We start from the raw sequence: 22157 nt of genomic DNA, 5'->3' as shown, positions 1-22157 counted from the left end.
CTAATGCATCTCCTCCTGGCACAGAAGGGAACGATCAGCGACGGTGAGGAGGCGATCGATCTCGGGCAGTCGCCCGGCGATATCCTTTTTCTGTCGGCTGCCGATACCGAGCTTGCGGCGATTGCCGCAGCGCATGGCGAGGGCGACCGTTCCCTTCGGCTTGCGAGCCTGATGAGCCTCAAGCATCCGATGTCCGTCGATACCTATATCGACAGGACAGCGCGGCACGCGAAGCTCATCATCGTGCGGGCGCTGGGAGGGGCGAGCTACTTCCATTATGCTCTGGAAGCGCTGCATGCCTGCGCGGCGCGCCAGGGCGCCTTGATTGCGGTGCTGCCGGGGGATTCGAAGCCGGATCCGGGACTGACGCCATTTTCCAACGTCGCGCTCGATGATCTCAACGCGCTCTGGTCCTATCTGATCGAGGGCGGGGAGACGAATTCGCGGGCGTTTCTTGGCTATGCCGAAGCTATGCTCTCGGGTGCCGAGAAGCCGATCCCTGCCGTACCGTTGATGAAGGGCGGCATATGGTGGCCGGGCCGGGGCGTGATCGGCGTGGAGGAGTGGCGGAGGGTTTTCAATTTGGGGGTGGTCGTCCCGGAGGGACTCGAACCTCCGACCGTCGCTATTTCTTTCTACCGCGCCCTCGTCCAGAGCGGTGAAACCAAGCCCGTCGAGGCCATGATAGAGGCGCTCATTGCCGAGGGCATGCGGCCGTTGCCGGTCTTTGCCTATAGCCTGAAGGACGCCGTGTCCGTCGGCATTCTCGAAAGTGTCTTTACCGAGCTGAAGCCGGCAGTGGTCATCAACGCGACAGGCTTTGCCGTTTCGGCGCCGGGTGCGGATCGTCAGGCGACGGTGCTGGAAACCAACGACGCTGTCGTTCTGCAGGCTATCTTCTCGGCTTCATCGAAGGAGGCGTGGGAGGCATCTTCGCAGGGGCTTTCGGCCCGCGATCTCGGCATGAACGTGGCTTTGCCCGAGGTCGATGGCCGTGTTCTTGCGCGCGCTGTGTCCTTCAAGGCTGCGGCTCATTACGACGAGCGGGTCGAAGCCAATATCGTCGCCAGCGAGCCGCTTGCGGATCGCATGCGCTACACGGCGCGGCTCGCGGCCAATTGGGCGCGGCTGCGCAATACGCTGCCTAAAGATCGCCGCGTCGCGCTTATTATGGCGAACTATCCCAATCGCGATGGGCGCTTGGGTAATGGCGTCGGGCTCGATACTCCGGCCGGTACGATCGAGGTGCTGAAGGCGATGCAGGCGGCAGGCTACGGCGTTGCCGATCTGCCTGCCGACGGCGATGCACTGATGCGGCATCTGGCGGAAGGTCCGACGAATTCGGGGCATGATGGGCGCGTCGTTCGCGAGAGGCTTTCCTTTAGCGACTACAAGGATTTCTTCTCGTCGCTTCCCAAACAGATTCAGGATGAAATCACGGCGCGCTGGGGCGATCCGGCGGTGGATCCTTACGCGTTCGATGGCGGCTTTGCGCTACCGTTCGCCCGCTTCGGGGACGTGCTTGTCGGCATTCAGCCGGCGCGCGGCTACAACATCGATCCCAAGGAGAGTTACCACTCTCCCGATCTCGTGCCGCCGCACGGCTATCTCGCCTTCTATGCCTTCCTTCGCCGTTCCTTCGATGCGCATGCGGTCATCCACATGGGCAAGCACGGCAATCTCGAATGGCTGCCGGGCAAGGCGCTGGCGCTGTCGGAAAGCTGCTACCCGGAAGCGATCCTCGGGCCGCTGCCGAACCTTTATCCCTTCATCGTCAACGATCCCGGCGAGGGTACGCAGGCCAAGCGCCGCACGAGCGCCGTCATCATCGATCATCTGACGCCGCCGCTGACGCGCGCCGAAAGCTATGGCCCGCTGAAGGACCTTGAGGCGCTCGTCGACGAATATTACGAGGCTTCGGGCGGCGATCCCCGCCGCATCCGTCTGCTCCGCAAGCAGATCCTCGATCTCGTCGCCGATATCGGGCTGGATCAGGATGCGGGTATTGCCAAGGGCGAGGGCGAAGACGAGGCCTTGCGCAAGCTTGACGCCTATCTCTGCGACCTCAAGGAAATGCAGATCCGCGACGGCCTGCACATCTTCGGCGTTTCGCCGTCCGGACGGCTGCTGACGGATTTGACGGTGGCGCTGGCAAGGGTGCCGCGCGGAGTGGGCGAGGGTGGCGATCAGAGTTTGCAGCGGGCGATTGCGTGGGATGCTTTTGAGGGTGTGGAGCGTGCGATACCCCCCTCTGTCAGCTTTGCTGACATCTCCCCCACAAGGGGAGAGATTGGAGGGAGTATGCCGCTTGGTTCCTTTGCCTCTCCATCAACAGTATCAGCGGCTTCGATCTCGCTTCGGACGGAGGAGGTGCCGCGAGCGAACAATCTCCCCCCTTGTGGGGGAGATGTCCCGAAAGGGACAGAGGGGGGTATCTCTCCACATAAGCCATTTGATCCGCTTGACTGCGACGTGGCCGCCGAATGGACCGGCCCGCGCCCCTTCATCCTGCAGGATGCTTCCGATACCCCCTGGCGCACTCAGGGCGACACTGTCGAGCGCATCGAACTCCTGGCCGCGAAGCTCGTGGATGGCGAAACAGCCTGCCCTGAAAGTTGGCCAAACACCCGCATGGTTCTCGGCGAGATTGCCTCAAAACTCCAGCCCTCCATCCTCGCTTGCGGCGATGCCGAAATTTCGGCCCTGCTCAAGGGGCTCGATGGCCGTTTCGTACCTCCCGGCCCATCCGGTGCGCCGACACGCGGGCGGCCGGATGTTCTGCCGACAGGGCGGAATTTCTATTCGGTCGATAGTCGTGCGGTTCCGACGCCGGCCGCCTATGAGCTTGGCAGGAAATCGGCTGAATTGCTGATCCGCCGTTACGTTCAGGACCATGGCGAATGGCCCGTTTCCTTCGGCCTGACGGCATGGGGCACATCGAACATGCGCACGGGTGGCGACGATATCGCGCAGGCGCTGGCGCTGATCGGCGTCAAGCCCGTCTGGGACATGACCTCGCGGCGCGTCACCGGCTATGAGATCATTCCGCCGGCCATGCTCCGGCGGCCGCGTGTCGATGTCACGCTGCGCATCTCCGGCTTCTTCCGTGATGCCTTTCCCGAACAGATCGCCTTGTTCGACAAGGCCATCCGCGCGGTCGGCATGCTCGATGAAGATGCGGCGGACAATCCGATTGCGGCGCGTATGCGCGGCGAGATCGCGCGGCTCGAAGCTGCCGGCCTCGACGCTGCCTCTGCCAGCCGCAGGGCTGGTTATCGCGTCTTCGGTTCCAAGCCTGGGGCTTATGGCGCCGGTCTGCAGGCGCTTATCGACGAGAAGGGATGGGAGCGGCGTGCGGATTTGGCCGAAGCTTATCTCGTATGGGGAAGCTATGCCTATGGCGCCGGCGAGGAAGGAAGGGCCGAGCGTGGCGTCTTCGAAGAGCGGTTGCGTTCGATCCAGGCGGTCGTGCAGAACCAGGACAATCGCGAACACGATCTGCTCGACAGCGACGATTATTATCAGTTCGAGGGCGGCATGGCGGCGGCGGCCGAGCAGCTTGGCGGCGCGCGTCCTTCGATCTATCACAACGACCATTCGAGGCCGGAAAAGCCGGTGATCCGCTCGCTTGAAGAGGAGATTGGCCGGGTCGTGCGCGGGCGGGTCGTCAATCCCAAGTGGATCGAGGGCATCATGCGTCACGGCTACAAGGGCGCCTTCGAGATCGCTGCAACGGTGGACTATCTTTTTGCCTTTGCCGCGACGACGGGCGTTGTCGGCAATCATCACTTCGAGGCCGTCTACCAGGCTTTTGTCGTCGATCAGCATGTGCGCGATTTCATGGCGGAGAAGAACCCGGCGGCGCTGAGGGAGATGCGGGAACGTCTGCTGGAGGCAATCGATCGCAAGCTCTGGACGCCGAGAAGCAATTCGGCGCGGTTCGATCTCGAAAGCCTGGATAAGGGCAATGAGGCGGCGGAATGAGTCCGGTCGCCGAGCTTCTGGTTGCTTTTCGAGATTACCTGCTGTCGCGTAGCGACCTGATGCTTCAGCATTTTATCCAAGGTTTTGACTGGCCGGCTGAAGAGCGGGTGCTAGCACCGCGCGATCTGCCGGTCGTTACCTATCTCCGCGAGTTAGAGCGACCGGTCGATGGGGCGGAAGGCGCTCTTTTCGAGAAGCTTTCGAATGCGGCGGCTATGCTGCATTGGGCCCAGACCTACAGCATCACAGATTTCGGTGCGGATTTCCTGCAGAGATATGGCTGGGTCGAGTTGTTCGGCACGCGCGGACATTTCGCAAGCGAAGAGATGGCCGGCGGTTTCCTGCTGCTCGGTCCCGGTGTGCATTACCCGGATCATCATCACGAAGCGGAAGAGATCTATATTCCGCTGACAGACGGTTCGCTCTGGAGCAAGGACGCGCAGCCATTCCTGCCGCGCTGGTCGGGCGAGATCATCCATCATCCCTCCAACATCCGCCACGCCATGCGCACGGAAGACCAGCCGCTTGTCGCGCTCTACCTTTGGCGCGGCGGGCCGCTGGCACAGAAAACGATCATATCAGGGAGAATGCAATGAGCGACGAATTGGCCGAAACCGGTGCGGGCGCGCCGAAGAACGACGATGCCCGTCACGCCGACAAGATGGCCAAGAAGAAGGCCGCGCGCGACAAGATTATGGCGACCAAGACCGACGAGAAGGGACTGATCATCGTCCATACAGGCAAGGGCAAGGGAAAATCCTCCTCCGCTTTCGGGATGATCTTCCGCCACATCGCTCATGGAAAGCCGAGTGCGGTGGTGCAGTTCATCAAGGGTGCCATGTGGACCGGCGAGCGCGACCTCATCGAGAAGCATTTTTCCGATCTTTGCCAGTTCCATACGATGGGTGAGGGCTTCACCTGGGAAACACAGGACCGCGCCCGCGACGTGGCCGCGGCCTCTGCCGCCTGGGAAAAGGCCAAGGAGCTGATCCGGGACGAGCGCAACTCCATGGTGCTGCTGGACGAGATCAATATCGCGCTACGCTACGACTACCTCGATATCAACGAAGTGCTTGAGTTCCTCAAGAATGAGAAGCCCTACATGACCCATGTGGTTCTGACCGGGCGCAACGCCAAGGAAGAATTGATCGAGATCGCCGATCTCGTCACCGAGATGGAATTGATCAAGCATCCCTTCCGCTCGGGTATCAAGGGGCAGCCTGGCGTCGAGTTCTGATCGTTTCCCAGGCGTTCAATCGCCCAGCAGCATCGCCTTCAGAGCTTCTGCCGTCTGCGAGTTCGCGGGAAAGAACGATTCGATTGCGAGTTCCGAAAGCGTGACGTCGACGGGCGTTCCGAAGACGGTCGTGGTCGAGATGAAGGAGAGCTGGCCTGCCTCGGTGACAAGTTCGAGGGGCACGGCGATGCCGGCAAAATCCCGTTCCGGAGCCACCGATTTCGGTGCCGCAGGTGCGGGGTAGGCCAACAATTCCTCAAGCAGTTTTGTCAGAACGGGATCGCCGGTTGCCGATATCTGCTGGTGAAGGCGTTCCAATAGATGCGCACGCCATTCGGAGAGGTTGGCGATCCGAGGCGCCAGGCCATGCGGATGCAGGCTTAGACGCAGGACATTGATCGGTCCTTCGGTCAGCGAGGTATCGGTCACGCTGGCAAGCAGCGGTGCGACGGCGGCATTGGCAGCGATCAGCGTCCAATGCCGGTCGACGGCCAGAGCCGGGAAGGGTTCGTGCCCCTTCAGGAGCATGTCGATGGCGCGGCGTGCCGGAGCAAGCGCCGGATCATTCAGTTTGCGCTCCGGAAAGACCGGGGCAAATCCGGCAGCGAGGAGCATCGGATTGCGTTCGCGCAATGGTACGCCGAGCCGTTCGGCGAGATGCATCAGCATCTCGCGGCTTGGAAGCGCCCGCCCGCTCTCGATGAAGCTCAGATGTCGCTGCGATATATCAGCTTCAAGGGCGAATTCGAGCTGGCTCAGGCGGCGGCGCTGCCGCCATTCGCGCAGATGGTCGCCGAGAGAGCGGGCCGGGTTCATCATGCGGCAACCGGCAGCTGGTCGATAAAGCCGTGAACGGATTTCAGTCGCTCGCCTTCGAGGATGGCGAAATCCGTGCCCTTGATCAGCGGTTCGGCATCGGCCGGACCGAAGCCCCAGGAGAAGCGAAGATTGTCGCCGTGGCGATCGCCGTTCGTGATGAGTGTGAAGCGGAAGCCGGGGAAGCGCTCGTGCGCCGCCGTGACCAGCGCGTGGATTTCTTCACGATTGTCCGCGTGCATCATCGGGTCGACATAGCTGCAGTCTTCCGTCCATGCCTCGGCAATGAGCGCGCGGCGACGTTCGGCGTCGGCCTCGTTCCAGATGGCGATATAGCGGTCTGCAATGGTGTTCGCGTCAGTCATCGGTCAACTCCTTTGGATCGCCTGAACCGTTCAGGCAGGGCGATCATCGGCGCGTACCGAAGCACTATCAATTACGTCGGAGGTAATCAAAGGCGCGTTTCTTACAGCCCAAGCCAGATCCTGACGGGATGGGTGGGATCCGCCAGCAGCTTGATCGCAAAGGCTATGCAGACGATGACGAGCAGCGGCTTGATCAGTTTCGCACCGATGCGCATGGCAAGCCGCGAGCCGAGCTGCGCGCCGAGGAATTGGCCGAGCCCCATCGTCAGACCGACCTTCCAAAGGATGGCGCCGGAGGAGATGAAGACGATCAGGCCACCAAGATTCGAGCCGAAATTGAGCAGCTTCGTATGCGCCGTCGCCTTCAGCAGGCCGAAGCCGGCGAGTGTGACGAAGGCGAGCATCAGGAACGAACCGGTTCCGGGGCCGAAGGCGCCGTCATAAAAGCCGATCAGCGGCACGAACGTTACGCCGAAGAGTCTGGCGCTCATGCGCCGATGCTTTTCGACATCGCCGAGGTTGGGTTTCAGGGCGAAATAGAGCGCAATTGCGATCAGCAGGAAGGGCAGGATGATGCGCAGAACCTGGCTCGGCATGATGGTCGCCAGCAATGCACCGAGCATGCCTCCGATCACAGCCATCGCCGCCATCGGAAGCTGCTCGCGAAGCTCGACATGTCCTTGCCGGGCATAGGCGATCGTTGCCGAAGCCGCGCCGCAGATCGACTGCACCTTGTTCGTGCCAAGGGTCTGCAGCGGCGGAATGCCGGCCAGCAGCATGGCAGGCACGGTAATCAGCCCACCGCCGCCGGCGATCGAATCGACGAAACCGGCGAAGAACGCGGCGGCAAAAAGCAAAAGCAGGAGTTGAACTGTAATGTCTGGCAAGGCGGGGAACTCGGAGGCGGGAAATCAGCGGCCTTCTGGCACTTCGCTTGTCGCAAGGCAATTGCTATCGAGACACACCAGGCGAAATTGACGCGTCGAAAGGCGCTCGTTACAGCTGTGATATCGGTTGATGCTGTTGGGAGTGAACATGACGACCTATGCCAATTCCACCCGCCGCTATCTTCTGGGTCTTGGCTGCGAGCGCGGCACCGACTGGAACGACGTGCGGATGCTTGCGGAAAGAGCTTTTCAGGAGGTTGGGATCGGGAGCCAGCAGGTTCTGGCCGTCGTGTCGATCGATACGCGCATGAATGAGCAGGCGATCCTCGAGACCGCCACGCATTTCCGTCTGCCAGTCCGCTTCTTCAAGGCGGCCGCATTGGAGCGGGAGACACCCAGGCTGAAGAACCCGTCCGAACTCGTTTTCGCCCATACCGGTTGTCATGGCGTCGCGGAAGCTGCGGCGCTTGCGGCGGCCGGGCCGGATTCGGAGCTTGTGCTCCCGAAGATCAAATCCAGTTTTGCGACGGCGGCGATCGCTAGAATTGCCTGAGGGCTAACGCTGTCAGACTTAAATGGTCCGTGCGATATCGGTGGGGCATTTCGCCGTCTGCGGTTCTCGTGTATGCCGGTAGTTCAAGCGCGATCCGCGATGACGAAAATTCCGAAAGATCAAGCTTATTCAGCATGTTGGTAAGGAAAAATCATGCATAAGGTCATTTATGATACCGATCCGGGCGTTGACGACGCCATGGCGCTTCTCTTCCTGCATCGTCACCCGGATATCGACCTTCTTGGCGTGACGACGGTGTTCGGCAACGCCTCAGTGGATACGACGACCCGCAATGCGCTGTTCCTGAAGCGCGAGTGGAATATTGCGTGTCCGGTTGCGCGCGGCGCCAGCGTCACTTTCGATCCTTCGCGGCACGAGCGGCCGTGGCCGATAATGGTTCACGGCCATAACGGCCTCGGCGACATCGATGTGCCCGATACGATCGACCTGCCGGCCGATCCGCGGCCGGCTTACCAGTTCATCATCGACACCGTTCGCGCCAATCCGGGCGAGGTGACCCTGGTCGCCGTCGGCCGCATGACCAATTTGGCTCTGGCGCTGAAGCACGATCCGGATATCGCCAAGCTCGTGAAGGGTGTGGTCATCATGGGCGGCAATTTCTATGTGCCGGGCAATGTCTCTCCGGTTGCGGAAGCCAATATTCACGGTGATCCGGAAGCCGCCGATTTCGTCATGACGGCGGCCTGGAAAGTGGTCGTGGTGGGCCTCGACGTGACGGCGGTGACGACCATGAGCCGCGGCTATCTGGCCGATATGGCGAGGGACGGCGGACCTTCGGTGCAGCTGCTGTCGGATCTATCGCAATCCTATATCGATTTCTACAAGCACGCCGTCGAAGACGGCATGATGGTGCACGACAGCTGCGCCTGCGTCTATGTCGTCGCGCCGGAGCTGTTCGACACGATCGAAGGTTCGGTCCGCGTCGTCTGCGGCGGCATTGCCGATGGTCAGACGATCGTCAAGCCGAACGGCCGTCATTTCCCGCCGGGCGATTGGGACAATCTGCCGAGCCAGATCGTCTGCACCGGCATTCGCTCACAGCAGGTCGTCGATCTGATCCGCGACGTGATCCTGGGCAAGATCAGACATTAAATTCTCTCTGAAGGGGGCGCGTGCCCCCTTCACATCTCGCTGAAGAGCCATTTCCTCAGCTTATTGTGGGCCTATTTAAGTTTCCGGACATACCAAGTCCGGAATGTCATACGATCAATCAATAGGTTTTTCATTTCCTGTCGCCGTTGGAAAAGCTCATAGCGTGCTATCGCTCACGCTGGGCAGTCCTATGGCGTAATGTCGGCAATGGGAACGATGTCGAACCGAGGCTGTCTTATCCCGTTCTCAACATTGCAATTTCGCCCATCCGGGCATAGGACACATGGGATGAACGATACCGCTTTTTCCACTCTGCCGGCCTTGGAGCCGGGCTCCGTCTGGCTCGTCGGCGCCGGGCCGGGCGATCCGGGGCTCCTGACCCTGCTGGCGGCCAAAGGGCTGGCTGAGGCGGATATCATCGTGCATGACGCCCTGGTGAACGAGGATTGCCTCAAGCTCGCCCGATCGGGTGTGGTGCTGGAATATGCCGGCAAGCGCGGCGGCAAGCCTTCTGCCAAGCAGCGGGATATTTCTCTGCGGCTGGTGGAGCTAGCGCGGGCAGGCAAGCGCGTGCTGCGCCTGAAGGGCGGCGATCCTTTCGTTTTCGGGCGCGGCGGTGAGGAGGCGTTGACACTCGTCGAGCACGGAATTCCCTTCCGCATCGTGCCCGGCATTACGGCTGGGATCGGCGGTTTGGCCTATGCCGGCATTCCCGTCACCCATCGCGACGTCAATCACGCCGTCACCTTCCTCACCGGCCATGATTCGTCCGGTGTTGTGCCAGACGCCATCAATTGGGAGGCCATCGGCAGGGGATCGCCCGTCATCGTCATGTATATGGCGATGAAGCACATCGCCCAGATCAGCGCCAATCTCATTGCCGCCGGCCGTTCGGCGGACGAACCCGTTGCCTTCGTCTGCAATGCGGCGACATCCTCTCAACAAGTCCTGGAGACGACGCTCGGGCGAGCGCCTGTTGATGTCGAAGCTTCCGGTCTCGAGCCGCCGGCTATCGTCGTCGTCGGCGAGGTGGTGAAATTGCGGTCATCGCTCGATTGGCTTGGCGCCCTATCCGGCCGCACGCTGGTGCCGGCCGCTGAAAGGCCCGGCGAAAGCGGACGCAAGGTGTCGGCATGAGCGGGCTTCTGATCGCGGCACCTTCATCAGGCTCCGGTAAGACCACATTTACACTCGGTCTGCTGAGAGCACTGCGAAACAGGGGTGTCGCGGTCGCATCCGGCAAAGCCGGACCGGATTACATCGACCCCGCCTTTCATGCGGCAGCGGTCGGATCGGCCTGCCTCAATTTCGATCCCTGGGCCATGCGCGCCGAACTCATTTCCGCTAACGCGGCACTTCATCGCGCCGGCGGAAGGATGCTCGTCACCGAGGGGATGATGGGCCTGTTCGACGGTGCTGCTGACGGTACGGGCACGCCGGCGGATCTTGCCGCCTTGCTTGGCTTGTCCGTCGTGCTCGTCGTCGACTGCTCGCGCATGTCGCAATCGGTTGCCGCCATCGTTACCGGTTTTGCCAATTTCCGTGCCGATATCCGCATTGCCGGTGTCGTGCTCAATCGCGTCGCCAGCGACAGGCATGAGAGAATGCTGCGCCAGGCGTTGAATGCGGTGCATATGCCTGTTGTCGCGGTTATCCGCAGTGATGCCGTCCTGGCATTGCCGGAGAGGCATCTCGGTCTTGTGCAGGCGGGAGAGCACGGTGCACTGGAGCAGTTTATCGAGGCGGCTGCCGAGGTCGTCTCGAAAGCCTGCGATTTCGATCTGCTGTTGAGGGCGGCGCACCAGCATCTCGTTCGCACCTCAGCGGCCAATATTGCGCGGCTTATGCCGTTCGGCCAGCGCATTGCGGTCGCGCGGGATATCGCTTTCGCCTTCTGCTATGAGCATATGCTGCTCGGTTGGAAGCAGCGTGGCGCGGAAATATCCTTCTTTTCTCCGCTCGCGGACGAAGCCCCCTCGGCCGATGCCGATGCCATCTATCTGCCGGGCGGCTATCCGGAATTGCACGCCCCTAAGCTTGCTGCCGCTCAGCATTTCCGGGATGGCGTGAAGACGGCGGCTTCCCGCGGGGTGCGCATCTATGGCGAGTGCGGCGGCTATATGGTGCTCGGCGAGGGGCTTGTAGATGCGGCAGGTGCGCGCCACGAAATGCTGAGCCTCTTGCCCGTGGTCACCAGTTATGAGAAGCGGCAGCGTCATTTAGGCTATCGGCGCGTGGTGCCGCTTGCCGGCTCTTTTTTCGACAAGCCGATGACGGCCCATGAGTTTCATTATTCGACCATCGTCTCGGAAGGTGAGGCGGACCGTCTGTTTGCAGTGAGGGATGCGCTCAATAACGATCTCGGTGCCGCCGGCTTGCAGCGTGGCAACGTTGCCGGCTCCTACATGCATTTGATCGATCTCGCCGGTGACGCCGTATGACCAACAGGATCGTCCATGGAGGCGGCATCACGGCTGCGGCACGCCAATATGGCGGTCGTCCGGAGGAATGGCTGGATCTCTCCACCGGCATCAATCCCAATCCGGTGACGCTGCCGGAAATCCCTGTCGCGGCATGGCACAGGTTGCCTGACCAGCATTTGCACGAGCGGGCGCGGGAAGCGGCGAGGAACTATTACCGCAGCGGCGATATTCTGCCCTTGCCGGTTCCCGGCACGCAGTCCGTCATTCAATTGCTTCCGAGGCTGGTTCCCGGTGGCAGCGTCGCGATCCTCTCGCCGACCTATGGCGAATATGCGAGAGCCTTTACGCTGGCGGGGCTGCGGGTCCGCCAGGTTTCGACGATTGCCGAACTCACCGCCGACGACAGGCTGGTCGTTGCCGTCAATCCCAACAATCCCGATGGGCGGAGACTGCCCATCGAGCAGTTGCGGGATTTGCACGACAGGCTACGGAGCCAAGGGGGGAGCCTTCTTGTCGATGAGGCCTTCGGCGATATGGAGCCGGCAGCGAGCGTGGCGCCTTTTGCCGCCTCGATGCCGAATCTCATCATCTTCCGTTCGTTCGGAAAGTTTTTCGGCCTGGCCGGCCTTCGTCTCGGGTTCGTGATTGCCGAGGCCGCGATCCTAACCCGTTTCGAGGATTGGCTCGGTCCCTGGGCGGTTTCCGGGCCGGCTCTTTCGATCGCCGCGTCGCTCATGGAAGGCGATACAGGCGCCATCCGAAACCGCATTCTTCAACGGTATTCGGCGCTGGAAGGAGTTCTTCGTCGATCGGCGCTTGAGATCGCCGGCGGCACCCCCCTGTTTGCACTGGTTGCAGACGACCGCGCCGAGGGCCTATATACGCATCTTTGCCGCCATCGTATCCTGGTCCGCAAGTTCGATTACGCCCGCAATTGGCTGCGCTTCGGACTGACCCCGGACGAGGAGGCTGATCAAAGACTCGCCGGGGTGCTAGAGTCGGATGATTTTAGGTCTGTTCGACCTAAAATCTGAATCCGCTCTAGAAACAAAGAAGTAGAGCATGATGGTGTCCGAAAACCGCTCAAATACTTTTCGGCATCATGCTCTAAAGGATTATTCGCAATGACCGCCGACGAACATTTGCTCATTCTGGTCCTTGCCTTGCTGCTCGACCGTATCGTCGGCGATCCCCACTGGTTGTGGAAGCGCTTTCCGCACCCGGTCGTGCTGTTCGGCAAGGCGATTTCATATTTCGACGGCCGGTTCAATGCAAAGCATCTGCCCGGAGTGCTCCGCCGCCGCAACGGGATCATGTCCATCGTCGCGCTGCTCATGGGAGCTGCCATCGCCGGCTGGGCCATTCATGGATTTCTCGCCTTCTTCGGCTGGCTTGGCATATTGGCAGAAGCGATACTCGCGGCGGTTTTCCTGGCGCAGAAAAGCCTTGCCGATCATGTCGGCGAGGTATCGCGTGCGCTGCGTGCGGACGGTCTGGAAGGCGGTCGGTTGGCCGTATCGCGCATCGTCGGCCGCGACCCCGAGACGCTGGATGAACCCGGGATTTGCCGCGCGGCCATCGAAAGCCTCGCCGAGAATTTTTCCGACGGCGTCGTTGCCCCCGCCCTTTGGTACGGTTTTTTCGGCCTTCCGGGCCTGTTCTTCTACAAGATGCTCAATACCGCCGATTCGATGATCGGCCACAAGTCCGAGACCTATATAGATTTCGGCCGCGCCGCCGCGCGCCTGGATGATATTGCCAACTGGCCGGCTGCACGGCTCTCCATTCTGCTGATTGCTGCCGGAGCCTTGGCCAAGCGGGGGATTTCCGCGCTTGGAAATGCGATCCGCATCGGGGTCCGGGACGGCGGACTGCACCGTTCGCCCAATTCCGGCAGGCCGGAGGCCGCCATGGCAGGCGCGCTTGATATCCAGCTCGCCGGTCCGAGAATCTATGGCGGGGAACTCGTGCGTGAACCGATGATCAACGGTTCCGGCCGCGATACCGCTACCGTCAGCGATATCGAAGCCGGTATTTCCATCTTCTATTCCGCATGCTCGATGCTGACATTTCTCGCCTTTTTGGGATTTCTGCTGCTGCTGTGAGCGCCCCTAAATTAAGCAATCGCTCACTATATGTATTAATTTGGTATAATTAGCATAGCGATAGAATTCCCCATCGTCTGAATTGCTCTGGAAGGAAGCAAACAGTCGGAGGGGGCAAGATGAAGCGTGTCGCATTCGTAGCAACGGCATGTCTGTTCATGCAGTTTCATGCCATTTCGGCTCATGCCGGAACTGTTCTTGCAGTGGTCGATCTTCGATCGCAAACAATGACCGTTTCCGAGGACGGGGCTTTTAAATATCGCTGGCGCGTATCGACGGCTCGCACGGGTTATGTGACGCCTGTCGGCTCCTATACCGCCAAATGGTTGTCCAGGGATCACCGCTCGAAGAAATATGACGATGCGCCGATGCCCTATGCCGTGTTCTTCAACGGCGGCTATGCCATTCACGGCACTTACGAGGTGAGGCGACTTGGCCGGCCGGCATCGCATGGCTGCGTGCGGCTCGACACACGCAACGCCGCCACTTTCTTTGCGATGACGTCGGATGCGGGGCTTCACAATACCCGCATCGTGATCAGCGATTAGCGCCGCAACGCGGCAAGCCTTTCGCTTCGCTGTAGCCGCAATACTGCCGCATCTTGCGCGCATGTCGCCCTTGATTCCGCAATTGTGACGCGATCGTCACTTTGCTGTTTGCGCAACAGTGCTTCGCCAAATTGCCGGAGTTTCTGGTGGAAACCATTGGCTTTTGATATGGATTTCCCTATGAGGGGGTGAATTATTATTTCAAGAGGTATGGGCAGTGACTGCTACATTTGACAAAGTTGCCGACATCATCGCTGAAACCAGCGAAATCGATCGTGACACGATCACCCCGGATAGCCACACGATCGACGACCTCGGTATCGACAGCCTGGACTTCCTGGATATCGTCTTTGCTATCGACAAGGAGTTCGGCATCAAGATCCCGCTCGAGAAGTGGACGCAGGAAGTCAACGAAGGCAAGGTCTCGACCGAAGAGTACTTCGTCCTGAAGAATCTCTGCGCCAAGATCGATGAATTGCGCGCCGCCAAGGGCTGAGCAACATCCTTGCATTTTTTGACGCCCAGCCGCCCCTGAACATGGCGGCCGGGCGGTTTCATTCTTAAATAGCGTATCCCGCCCGACGCATGCTGCGTTATCGGGTTGGAGCGGAGGCGTTAATGCTGCTGGAATATTTCCAGATGATCGACAGGGTCGAATCGGTCGATCTGTCCAAGGGCCTGTTGAAGGCGCATTCCGTCGTTCCGGCGAAAAGCCCGGTTTTCGAAGGCCATTTCCCCGGCATGCCGCTTGTCCCGGGTGTTCTGCTGATCGAAACAATGGCGCAGGCCTCGGGCATGCTCGTGCTTGCCGCGACGAAATTCGCCTATATGCCATTCCTGATGTCGGTGGACGGTGCCAAGATGCGGACGTTCGTCGAGCCGGAAGCCAAACTTGATATCGAGGCCGAACTCGAGCATGACGGTTCGGGCTTCGCCGTCACCAAGGCGCGCATCACCATCGCCGGAAAGAAGGTCTGCGATGCGCAGTTGAAGCTGCGGACCATGCCGTTTAATGAGTTGCCGCTTGGCGATATCGTGCGCAAGCGGGCAGGCGAAGTCGGGCTTCTCGACGCCATCGCCGCCAACGGTTGATGCTGCCGGCTTGTTCGGCGCCGCCGCATTCGAAGAGGATTGATGAATGAGCAAGGCTCAGAATGATGTGGTGATCACGGGTATCGGCATCGTTACCTGTCAGGGCGTTGGCAAGGACGCGCATGTCGCCCTTTTGAAGGCGGACAAGGCGCCGGCGACCATCGTCGAAACCGAGAAATTCAAGCCCTATCCCGTGCATCCGCTGCCTGAGATCGATTGGTCGCAACAGATTCCAAAGCGGGGCGATCAGCGCCAGATGGAAAACTGGCAGCGCATTGGCGTCTTCACCGCCGGCCTTGCTCTTGACGACGCCGGCTTCAAGGACGATCTGGAAGCCTGCGGCACCATGGACATGATCGTTGCAGCCGGCGGCGGCGAGCGCGACATCAATGTCGATACGCTGATCGTCAACGAAGGCCTGCAGCGCAATGATCGCGAATTGCTTCTGAACGAGAAGCTGACCACCGAACTGCGGCCGACTTTGTTCCTGGCGCAGCTTTCCAACCTGCTTGCCGGCAATATTTCGATCGTCCACAAGGTCACGGGCTCGTCGCGCACCTTCATGGGTGAGGAAGCCGCTGGTATTTCCGCCGTCGAGACCGCTTTTCATCGCATCAAGTCGGGCGAATCGAGCCATGCCCTGGTGGGGGGCGCCTTTTCCGCTGAAAGACTGGACATGATCCTGCTGATCGAGGCGATCAATGCCCACGCTCAGGGTGACTGGCATCCCGTCTGGTCGCGCAAGCCGGAAGACGGCGGCATGATCATGGGATCGCTGAGCGCCTTCCTCGTTCTTGAATCGCGTGCCCATGCCGAAGGCCGCGGCGCGCATATCTATGCAACCATCGATGCCGTCGAGGGCGATCGCGGCCGGCGCGACGAGGGCAAGTTCGAAGCGCGGTTGGAGCGCCTGCTCGCACCGGCAGCCAAGCAGGCGTCGGGCGACGCGACAGTCGTTTTTTCCGGCACGACGGCCATCCCCGGCTTGGCCCAGCGCGAAAAGACGGTGCTCGAGGCGCAGCTTCCGGGCTCGGCCATCCGCGCCTATTCCGGTATTTCCGGACACGGGCTGGAAAGCCAGTTCCCGCTCGGGCTCGCCTTTGCGGCGCTCGCCGTCGCCAGCCAGGCCAAGGTGCCGCCCTTCGATGCCGCGCATGAAAAGCCGATGGCGACGGGTGCTCGCAAGGCTGTGGTGACGACCGTCGGGCATTCGCGCGGTGAAGGCATCGCCGTAATTTCCGCTGAAGCGTGAGGAGCAGGATATGACCGCTTACAAGGATCATCTTGGACGTCCGATCGTCGCCGTCACCGGCATGGGGATCATCACGTCGCTGGGGCAGGGCCTGCAGGATAACTGGAACGCGCTTTCCTCCGGCACGTCAGGCATTCACGGTATCACGCGCTTCCCGACGGACGGCCTTTCGACGCGTATCGCCGGCACGGTGGATTTCATCGATATTCCCGTCCCGAACGCTGTCGAGCGCTCCTACGCCTTCGCCCGCGAAACAACCATCGAAGCGCTGGCCCAGGCCGGGATTTCTGGCGATTTCGACGCGCCGCTGTTCCTGGCTGCACCGCCGATCGAGCCGGAATGGAGCGCGCGTTTCGAGCTCGCCGACCGCTCGCCGCCGGCCGATCATCAGGGCGACGCCTATGAGCGTTTCCTTGCGGCCATGCGCCAGCGTCCGGATCCGGCCTTCCATGAAGCGGCACTTTTCGGCGCCATTTCCGAACGCCTTGCCGATCGCTTTGGCACGCGCGGCCTGCCGGTGACGCTGTCGACAGCCTGTGCATCGGGTGTGACCGCCATTCAGCTCGGTATCGAGGCGATCCGGCAGGGCCGCACGACGCGGGCGCTGACGGTTGCGACCGATGGTTCGTTGAGTGCCGAAGCACTGATCCGCTTCTCGCTGCTGTCGGCGCTGTCGACGCAGAACGATCCGCCGACCAAGGCCTCCAAGCCGTTCAGCAAGGATCGTGACGGCTTTGTCATCGCCGAAGGGGCGGCGACGCTGGTGCTGGAATCGCTCGAAGCGGCAGTCGCGCGCGGTGCGAAGATCCTGGGCATCATGAAGGGTGCGGGCGACAAGGCCGACTCCTTCCATCGCACGCGCTCTTCGCCCGATGGCGGCCCGGCGATTGCGACGATCCGGGCGGCACTTGCCGATGCCGGCATGGCAGAGGCCGATATCGGCTACATCAACGCTCACGGCACTTCGACGCCGGAGAACGACAAGATGGAATATGGTGCGATGTCCGCGGTCTTCGGCGAGCGGCTTCCGAACATCCCCGTCTCATCGAACAAGTCGATGATCGGGCATACGCTGACGGCGGCCGGCGCAGTCGAAGCGGTGTTCTCGCTGCAGACCATGCTGACCGGCACTCTGCCGCCGACCATCAACTACAACAATCCGGATCCGTCGATCATCCTCGACGTGGTGCCGAACAAGAAGCGTGAAAAGCAGGTGAATGCCGTTCTTTCGAATTCTTTCGGGTTCGGCGGCCAGAATGCCAGCCTTGTCATGGCGCTTGAACCGGCTTAATCGGACGTCTGAAAAACAGAATACAACTGCGCCCGAGGGGCGAGGGACTTTGCCATGCGTGCTTTGCAACTGATCGACGACCGCAAACTTGAGATCACCGATCTGCCGGAGCCGGATGCGCCGGGCGCAGGTGAGGTGACCCTGCGCGTCAAGGCCGTCGCGCTCAACCATATCGATGTCTGGGGATGGCGCGGCATGGCGTTCGCCAAGCGCAAGATGCCGCTGGTCATCGGCGCCGAGGCTGCTGGCGTCGTCGAAGCGATCGGCCCGGGCGTTGCCAACGTCCTGCCTGGGCAGCTCGTATCGATCTACGGTGCGCAGACCTGCGGGCTTTGCCGCCATTGCCGAGAAGGCCGCGACAATCTCTGCGAACATGTCAGCGGTGTGCACGGCTTCCATCTCGATGGTTTCGCGCAGGAGAAGGTCAATCTCCCGGCTCGCCTGCTTGTCCCGGCGCCTCCCGGCGTCGACGCGATCGGCGCGGCCCTTGCTCCCGTCACCTTCGGCACCGTCGAGCATATGCTCTTCGACAATGCCAAGCTCGAACCGGGCGAGACGATCCTCGTTCACGCGGGCGGCTCGGGTATCGGTACCGCCGCAATCCAGCTTGCCAAGAAGATCGGCTGCACCGTGATCACCACCGTCGGTTCCGATGACAAGATCGAAAAGGCGAAGGCACTCGGCGCCGATCACGTCATCAATTACCGCACCGACCGCTTCGAGGGCGTCGTGCGCAAGCTGACGAAGAAGAAGGGGGTCGACGTGGTCTTCGAACATGTCGGCAAGGATACGTGGGCAGGCTCCATGCTCTGCATGAAGCGTGGCGGACGTCTCGTCACCTGCGGCTCGACCTCGGGCGTTTCGACCGATATCAATCTGATGATGCTGTTCCAGCAGCAATTGAAGCTGCTCGGCTCCTTCGGTTGCCGCATGGAGAACATGGCCAATGCCATGCAGAAGATGGCGCGCGGCCTCGTTCACCCTGTGATCGATACCGAAGTCGGCTTCAATGATATCGATCGAGCGCTGGAGCGGATGGAATCGCGCCAGATCTTCGGCAAGATCATCCTGAAGATGGACTGAGCCGCGTGAAGCTTTTCATCACCCGGATCGTCCTTGCGCTCAGAAATTTCCGGCAGTGGCTGGTGGCGCAGGTCATTTTCGGATTTCTCAATTTCCTGAAGCTGTTTCCGGCAGATGCGGGCATCAATTTTGCCGATCGGCTGACCCGCAGGATTGGCCCGCGCATGCGCCGGCATCAGCTGATGCTGACCAATCTGCGCAATGCCTTTCCGGAAAAGAGCGAGAGCGAAATCGAGGAGATCGCACGCGCAAGCTGGGGGAATATGGGCCGGCTCGCGGCCGAATATGTCTTTCTCGACCGGCTTTTCGACTTCGATCCCCATAGCGACAAGCCCGGGCGAATCGAAGTTTCAGGCATTCCGATCTTCCTCGATCTCAGGGACAATCCTCGGCCGTTCATCGTCTTTACCGGACATACCGGCAATTTCGAGCTGCTGCCTGTCGCGGGCGCCGCTTTCGGCCTGACGGTGACCGTATTGTTCCGTCCGCCGAACAACCCCTATGTCGCGAAGAAGGTCTTTGACTTTCGCGCCAAGCGCATGGGCAATCTTGTACCGTCCCACGCCGGATCATCCTTCAGCCTTGCGAGAGAATTGGAGGCGGGTCGCGGTGTCGGCGTGCTGGTCGATCAGAAATTTCGCAAGGGCCTGAAAACCCGATTCTTTGGCCGGGATGTGAAGACGAATCCGCTTTTGCCGAAACTTGTGCGCCAGTTCAATTGCGAGGTCTACCCGGCCCGCTGCATCCGGCTGCCCGGCAATCGCTACCGGCTGGAAATCGAGCCGAAGCTAGAGATGCCGCGCAACGAGGCCGGCGGTCTCGATCTGACGGCAACGGCGCAGATGCTGAACGACAAGGTGGAGAGCTGGGTGAGGGAAAATCCCGAGCAGTGGCTCTGGTATCACGATCGCTGGAATATCAAGAAAACCGTTTTCTAGGCCCGAATTCCGGCGCGTGCGCGACGAATCTGTGCGCGGATTTGCATCCTGTCTTTCATGCAGTCGTTGCTGTCGGTAAGCCTTGCTTTCCAGAAAATTCTCCTTTCCCGAGAACTTCCGTTCATCCGGATTGAAAGTGGAGGTAAGTCATGTTAATTCACAATGTAGAAAGTTTGGTGAGAATGCGGACACCAAACTGAATATCCTTGGGCATGGCAACGCCGGGAAACGAGGCCCCTGCGTCCTGTTGTGTTCAGGGACAGGAGGGCAATTTTGCTGGCACTCTTTCATGCCTTCTCCACGAAATGTAATCAGATTCAGCGTGCGATAAAACTTGGCGACGATGAGCTTGTAGCGTCGCTTGATAGCGAATTAGAGCCACTTATCGCGGCGATCCTGGCCTATAAGGCCACGAGTCTGCTCGAAATCTACATGCAGCTCCAGTTCATGAACAATCTCATCCGGGAAGAAGCGGATGATCGGTCGCGAGTGATGCATAATTCCGCTTCGCTTTCGGTGCTGATCGACCGTTATTTCGGTGGCGCAAACCAAGCGGCCAGCGAAGTCCTACGGGCATTTTCGAGTGAGAAAACCAGTCTCGACAATGAGTTGGGATTCGGGGAAGGCAGCGTTTTGAACGATGTCATTCTGGATAGCTTGCCGGATCGCGTTGCGGTCGTCACGCAGGACTATCGCTATCTCTACAGCAACGCGGCCAATTCGGAATTTCTGAAATCGAAACCGATGGAGCTCGTCGGGCGTCATATCTCCGAATTCATCGGTTCCGACTATTTCGAAAGCAGTGTGAAGGCGAAGCTCGATGCCTGCTTTGCCGGCGAGAAGGTGGAGTGTCTCTATCCATCCTTTCGTCAGGTGGAGTCCGGCAAGGTGCTTCACTGCACGATGACGCCGCTGCGTGCCAAGACAGAGGTGATCGGCGCGCTACTCGTCATGCATGAGATCATCGCCGTTCCCACTGGCATGCTGGTGGCCTGAACGCACGTTCAGGCCCCAAACAGCAATTTTCCGACCACATCCGTCATCAGGCGAGGATTCGTTTCGCCTGATTTTCTGTCTGTCTGGTCCGGCTCGGCCGCAGCGGATCGCAATCCGTCGTCCTCGGGAGTGTCATCGCTCCCGCACTCGAAGCATTGGCAGCGAAACCTGATCACTTTCGGCTTTTTCATGCCGTCGGCCCGTTCCAGCTTGCAAAGGAATCGGGCAGGTCCCGCCAACGTTCCGGCGTGAAACGATCCGCCTCGACAAGACAAGCGTCCAGCTCGGTCGTGATCTGCTTCTCATTCATCGGGTCGGCGCCGATGAATACCAATTCCTGGCGGCGATCGCCCCAAATCGGATCGAGATAGGGCGCGAGGGCGCGTTTGAAGGAGGGATCGCGCGGCCATTGATCCTCAGGCACGGCAGCCCACCAGAGACCCATCTTGCTCGTGCGGACAAGCGCGCCGGCCTGGCTCATCTCGCCGACATAAAAGGGCCGGGTTGCAAGCCAGAAGAAGCCCTTGGCGCGGACGACGCCCGGCCAGGAGCGATTGAGAAAGGCTTGAAATTTCGTGGGATCGAACGGTTTTTTCGCGCGGTAGACGAAGGAGCGAATGCCGTATTCTTCCGTTTCGGGAACGTGATCCTTGAAGCCGTGCAGTTCCTTGTACCAGAGCGGATGGGTCTCGGCTCGATCGATGTCGAAGCGGCCGGTGCCGAGAACCTCCGTCGGTTCGATCGCGCCGAAATCCGCCTCGATGAGACGAGCATCGGGGTTGAGGCCGACGATGATCTTGCGGGCGGCGTCGCGTTGTCCAGCCGTTGCCGAACCGACCTTGTTCAGGATCACGACATCGGCAAATTCTATCTGCTCGACCAGGAGATCGACGATGGTCCGGTTGTCGCCGTCGCCGGCGGTTTCACCTCGGTCGGCCAGGAAATCCGTCGAACCATAGTCGGCAAGAAGATTGGCCGCATCGACGACGGTCACCATCGTATCAAGCCTGGCAACGTCGGAGAGGCTGCTGCCATCCTCGTCGCGGAACTCGAAGGTGGTGGCAACGGGCAGGGGCTCGGCAATGCCTGTGGATTCGATCAGCAGATAGTCGAAGCGATCCTGCTCCGCGAGCTGGCGGACTTCCTTCAGCAGGTCGTCGCGCAATGTGCAACAGATGCAGCCATTGGTCATCTCGACGAGCTGTTCCTCCGTGCGCGAGAGATTGGCGCCGCCATCGCGCACCAGCGCCGCATCGATATTTACTTCGCTCATGTCGTTGACGATGACGGCGACACGCAAGCCTTCACGATTGTTGAGGATATGGTTGAGCAGCGTCGTCTTGCCGGCGCCAAGGAAACCGGAGAGGACGGTGACCGGAAGCTTCTTGTTCATGATAACCTCGCTCGTAATGTAATATCATTACATCTGGTAAGATAAAAAAAGCGAGCATAGGGCTCGCTTCCTTCGGCGCTA

General features: G+C 60.4%; 21 protein-coding genes. 17 read left to right on the top strand and 4 right to left on the bottom strand.

From position 1 onward, the window contains the following. The first annotated feature begins 3 nt into the window (after positions 1 to 3). From cobN to cobO, 3 genes are read left to right on the top strand one after another with little or no spacing between them, the layout of a single operon-like run. A complete protein-coding gene (gene cobN, locus PH552_RS27250) occupies positions 4 to 3984 on the top strand; it encodes a cobaltochelatase subunit CobN (RefSeq protein WP_113249281.1) in 3981 nt (1326 codons plus the stop codon). Then, positions 3981 to 4580, top strand: coding sequence for a dimethylsulfonioproprionate lyase family protein (locus PH552_RS27245; RefSeq protein ID WP_112343975.1), 600 nt, complete (start codon positions 3981 to 3983; stop codon positions 4578 to 4580). The genes cobN and PH552_RS27245 overlap by 4 nt, the downstream gene beginning before the upstream one ends. After that, positions 4577 to 5221 (top strand): cob(I)yrinic acid a,c-diamide adenosyltransferase, encoded by a 645-nt coding sequence (gene cobO, locus PH552_RS27240; RefSeq protein ID WP_112343976.1) that lies wholly within the window; start codon positions 4577 to 4579, stop codon positions 5219 to 5221. Before PH552_RS27245 ends, cobO begins: the two co-directional genes overlap by 4 nt. A gap of 15 nt (positions 5222 to 5236) precedes the next feature. On the opposite strand, the gene PH552_RS27235 is transcribed toward cobO, so the two are convergent. The 3 genes from PH552_RS27235 to PH552_RS27225 all read right to left on the bottom strand — a co-directional run bounded on the left by PH552_RS27235 (position 5237) and on the right by PH552_RS27225 (position 7289). Continuing rightward, the gene (locus PH552_RS27235) at positions 5237 to 6040 is read right to left on the bottom strand and encodes a helix-turn-helix domain-containing protein (protein ID WP_285166419.1); all 804 of its coding nucleotides are present in this window, start codon (positions 6038 to 6040) and stop codon (positions 5237 to 5239) included. After that, positions 6037 to 6402: a nuclear transport factor 2 family protein gene (locus PH552_RS27230; RefSeq protein ID WP_112343978.1), complete on the bottom strand. Its 366-nt coding sequence runs from the start codon at positions 6400 to 6402 to the stop codon at positions 6037 to 6039. Before PH552_RS27230 ends, PH552_RS27235 begins: the two co-directional genes overlap by 4 nt. Before the next feature lie 101 nt (positions 6403 to 6503). Continuing rightward, positions 6504 to 7289 carry a TSUP family transporter gene (locus tag PH552_RS27225; RefSeq protein WP_112343979.1) on the bottom strand — a complete coding sequence of 262 codons (786 nt, stop codon included), beginning with the start codon at positions 7287 to 7289 and terminating at the stop codon, positions 6504 to 6506. Between the two features lie 148 nt (positions 7290 to 7437). Here PH552_RS27225 and PH552_RS27220 point away from each other — a divergent pair, with 148 nt between their 5' ends. From PH552_RS27220 to PH552_RS27155, 14 genes are all read left to right on the top strand, one after another. After that, the gene (locus tag PH552_RS27220; protein WP_112343980.1) at positions 7438 to 7842 is read left to right on the top strand and encodes a cobalamin biosynthesis protein; all 405 of its coding nucleotides are present in this window, start codon (positions 7438 to 7440) and stop codon (positions 7840 to 7842) included. Positions 7843 to 7995: 153 nt separating this feature from the next. After that, the gene (locus tag PH552_RS27215; RefSeq protein WP_112343981.1) at positions 7996 to 8955 is read left to right on the top strand and encodes a nucleoside hydrolase; all 960 of its coding nucleotides are present in this window, start codon (positions 7996 to 7998) and stop codon (positions 8953 to 8955) included. 288 nt (positions 8956 to 9243) lie between these two features. Further along, on the top strand, positions 9244 to 10092 hold the full coding sequence (gene cobA / locus PH552_RS27210; RefSeq protein ID WP_112343982.1) for a uroporphyrinogen-III C-methyltransferase: 849 nt from the start codon (positions 9244 to 9246) through the stop codon (positions 10090 to 10092). After that, on the top strand, positions 10089 to 11396 hold the full coding sequence (locus tag PH552_RS27205; RefSeq protein ID WP_285166418.1) for a cobyrinic acid a,c-diamide synthase CobB: 1308 nt from the start codon (positions 10089 to 10091) through the stop codon (positions 11394 to 11396). Before cobA ends, PH552_RS27205 begins: the two co-directional genes overlap by 4 nt. Beyond that, a complete protein-coding gene (cobD, locus tag PH552_RS27200; RefSeq protein ID WP_285166417.1) occupies positions 11393 to 12412 on the top strand; it encodes a threonine-phosphate decarboxylase CobD in 1020 nt (339 codons plus the stop codon). The genes PH552_RS27205 and cobD overlap by 4 nt, the downstream gene beginning before the upstream one ends. A gap of 90 nt (positions 12413 to 12502) precedes the next feature. Further along, positions 12503 to 13483 (top strand): adenosylcobinamide-phosphate synthase CbiB, encoded by a 981-nt coding sequence (gene cbiB, locus PH552_RS27195; protein WP_112343985.1) that lies wholly within the window; start codon positions 12503 to 12505, stop codon positions 13481 to 13483. Positions 13484 to 13602: 119 nt separating this feature from the next. Beyond that, positions 13603 to 14031 carry a L,D-transpeptidase gene (locus PH552_RS27190; protein ID WP_112343986.1) on the top strand — a complete coding sequence of 143 codons (429 nt, stop codon included), beginning with the start codon at positions 13603 to 13605 and terminating at the stop codon, positions 14029 to 14031. Between the two features lie 217 nt (positions 14032 to 14248). Beyond that, on the top strand, positions 14249 to 14527 hold the full coding sequence (locus PH552_RS27185) for an acyl carrier protein (protein ID WP_041677496.1): 279 nt from the start codon (positions 14249 to 14251) through the stop codon (positions 14525 to 14527). 122 nt (positions 14528 to 14649) lie between these two features. Then, on the top strand, positions 14650 to 15123 hold the full coding sequence (locus PH552_RS27180; RefSeq protein ID WP_112343987.1) for a 3-hydroxyacyl-ACP dehydratase FabZ family protein: 474 nt from the start codon (positions 14650 to 14652) through the stop codon (positions 15121 to 15123). A gap of 46 nt (positions 15124 to 15169) precedes the next feature. Further along, positions 15170 to 16375 carry a beta-ketoacyl-ACP synthase gene (locus PH552_RS27175; RefSeq protein WP_112343988.1) on the top strand — a complete coding sequence of 402 codons (1206 nt, stop codon included), beginning with the start codon at positions 15170 to 15172 and terminating at the stop codon, positions 16373 to 16375. Between the two features lie 10 nt (positions 16376 to 16385). Then, the gene (locus PH552_RS27170) at positions 16386 to 17666 is read left to right on the top strand and encodes a beta-ketoacyl-ACP synthase (protein WP_112343989.1); all 1281 of its coding nucleotides are present in this window, start codon (positions 16386 to 16388) and stop codon (positions 17664 to 17666) included. A 54-nt stretch (positions 17667 to 17720) separates the two neighbouring features. Further along, on the top strand, positions 17721 to 18749 hold the full coding sequence (locus tag PH552_RS27165) for a zinc-binding dehydrogenase (protein ID WP_112343990.1): 1029 nt from the start codon (positions 17721 to 17723) through the stop codon (positions 18747 to 18749). A gap of 5 nt (positions 18750 to 18754) precedes the next feature. Next, positions 18755 to 19687 carry a lipid A biosynthesis lauroyl acyltransferase gene (locus tag PH552_RS27160; RefSeq protein ID WP_112343991.1) on the top strand — a complete coding sequence of 311 codons (933 nt, stop codon included), beginning with the start codon at positions 18755 to 18757 and terminating at the stop codon, positions 19685 to 19687. A gap of 273 nt (positions 19688 to 19960) precedes the next feature. Then, on the top strand, positions 19961 to 20683 hold the full coding sequence (locus PH552_RS27155; RefSeq protein ID WP_112343992.1) for a PAS domain-containing protein: 723 nt from the start codon (positions 19961 to 19963) through the stop codon (positions 20681 to 20683). Positions 20684 to 20870: 187 nt separating this feature from the next. On the opposite strand, the gene PH552_RS27150 is transcribed toward PH552_RS27155, so the two are convergent. After that, the gene (locus PH552_RS27150) at positions 20871 to 22076 is read right to left on the bottom strand and encodes a GTP-binding protein (protein ID WP_112343994.1); all 1206 of its coding nucleotides are present in this window, start codon (positions 22074 to 22076) and stop codon (positions 20871 to 20873) included. Positions 22077 to 22157: the final 81 nt, after the last annotated feature.

The organism is Rhizobium aureum (assembly GCF_030182495.1).
Lineage (GTDB): Bacteria > Pseudomonadota > Alphaproteobacteria > Rhizobiales > Rhizobiaceae > Rhizobium > Rhizobium tropici_C.
Note: the sequence above shows the minus strand (reverse complement) of the source record. Positions and strands in the feature narration are given on the sequence as shown.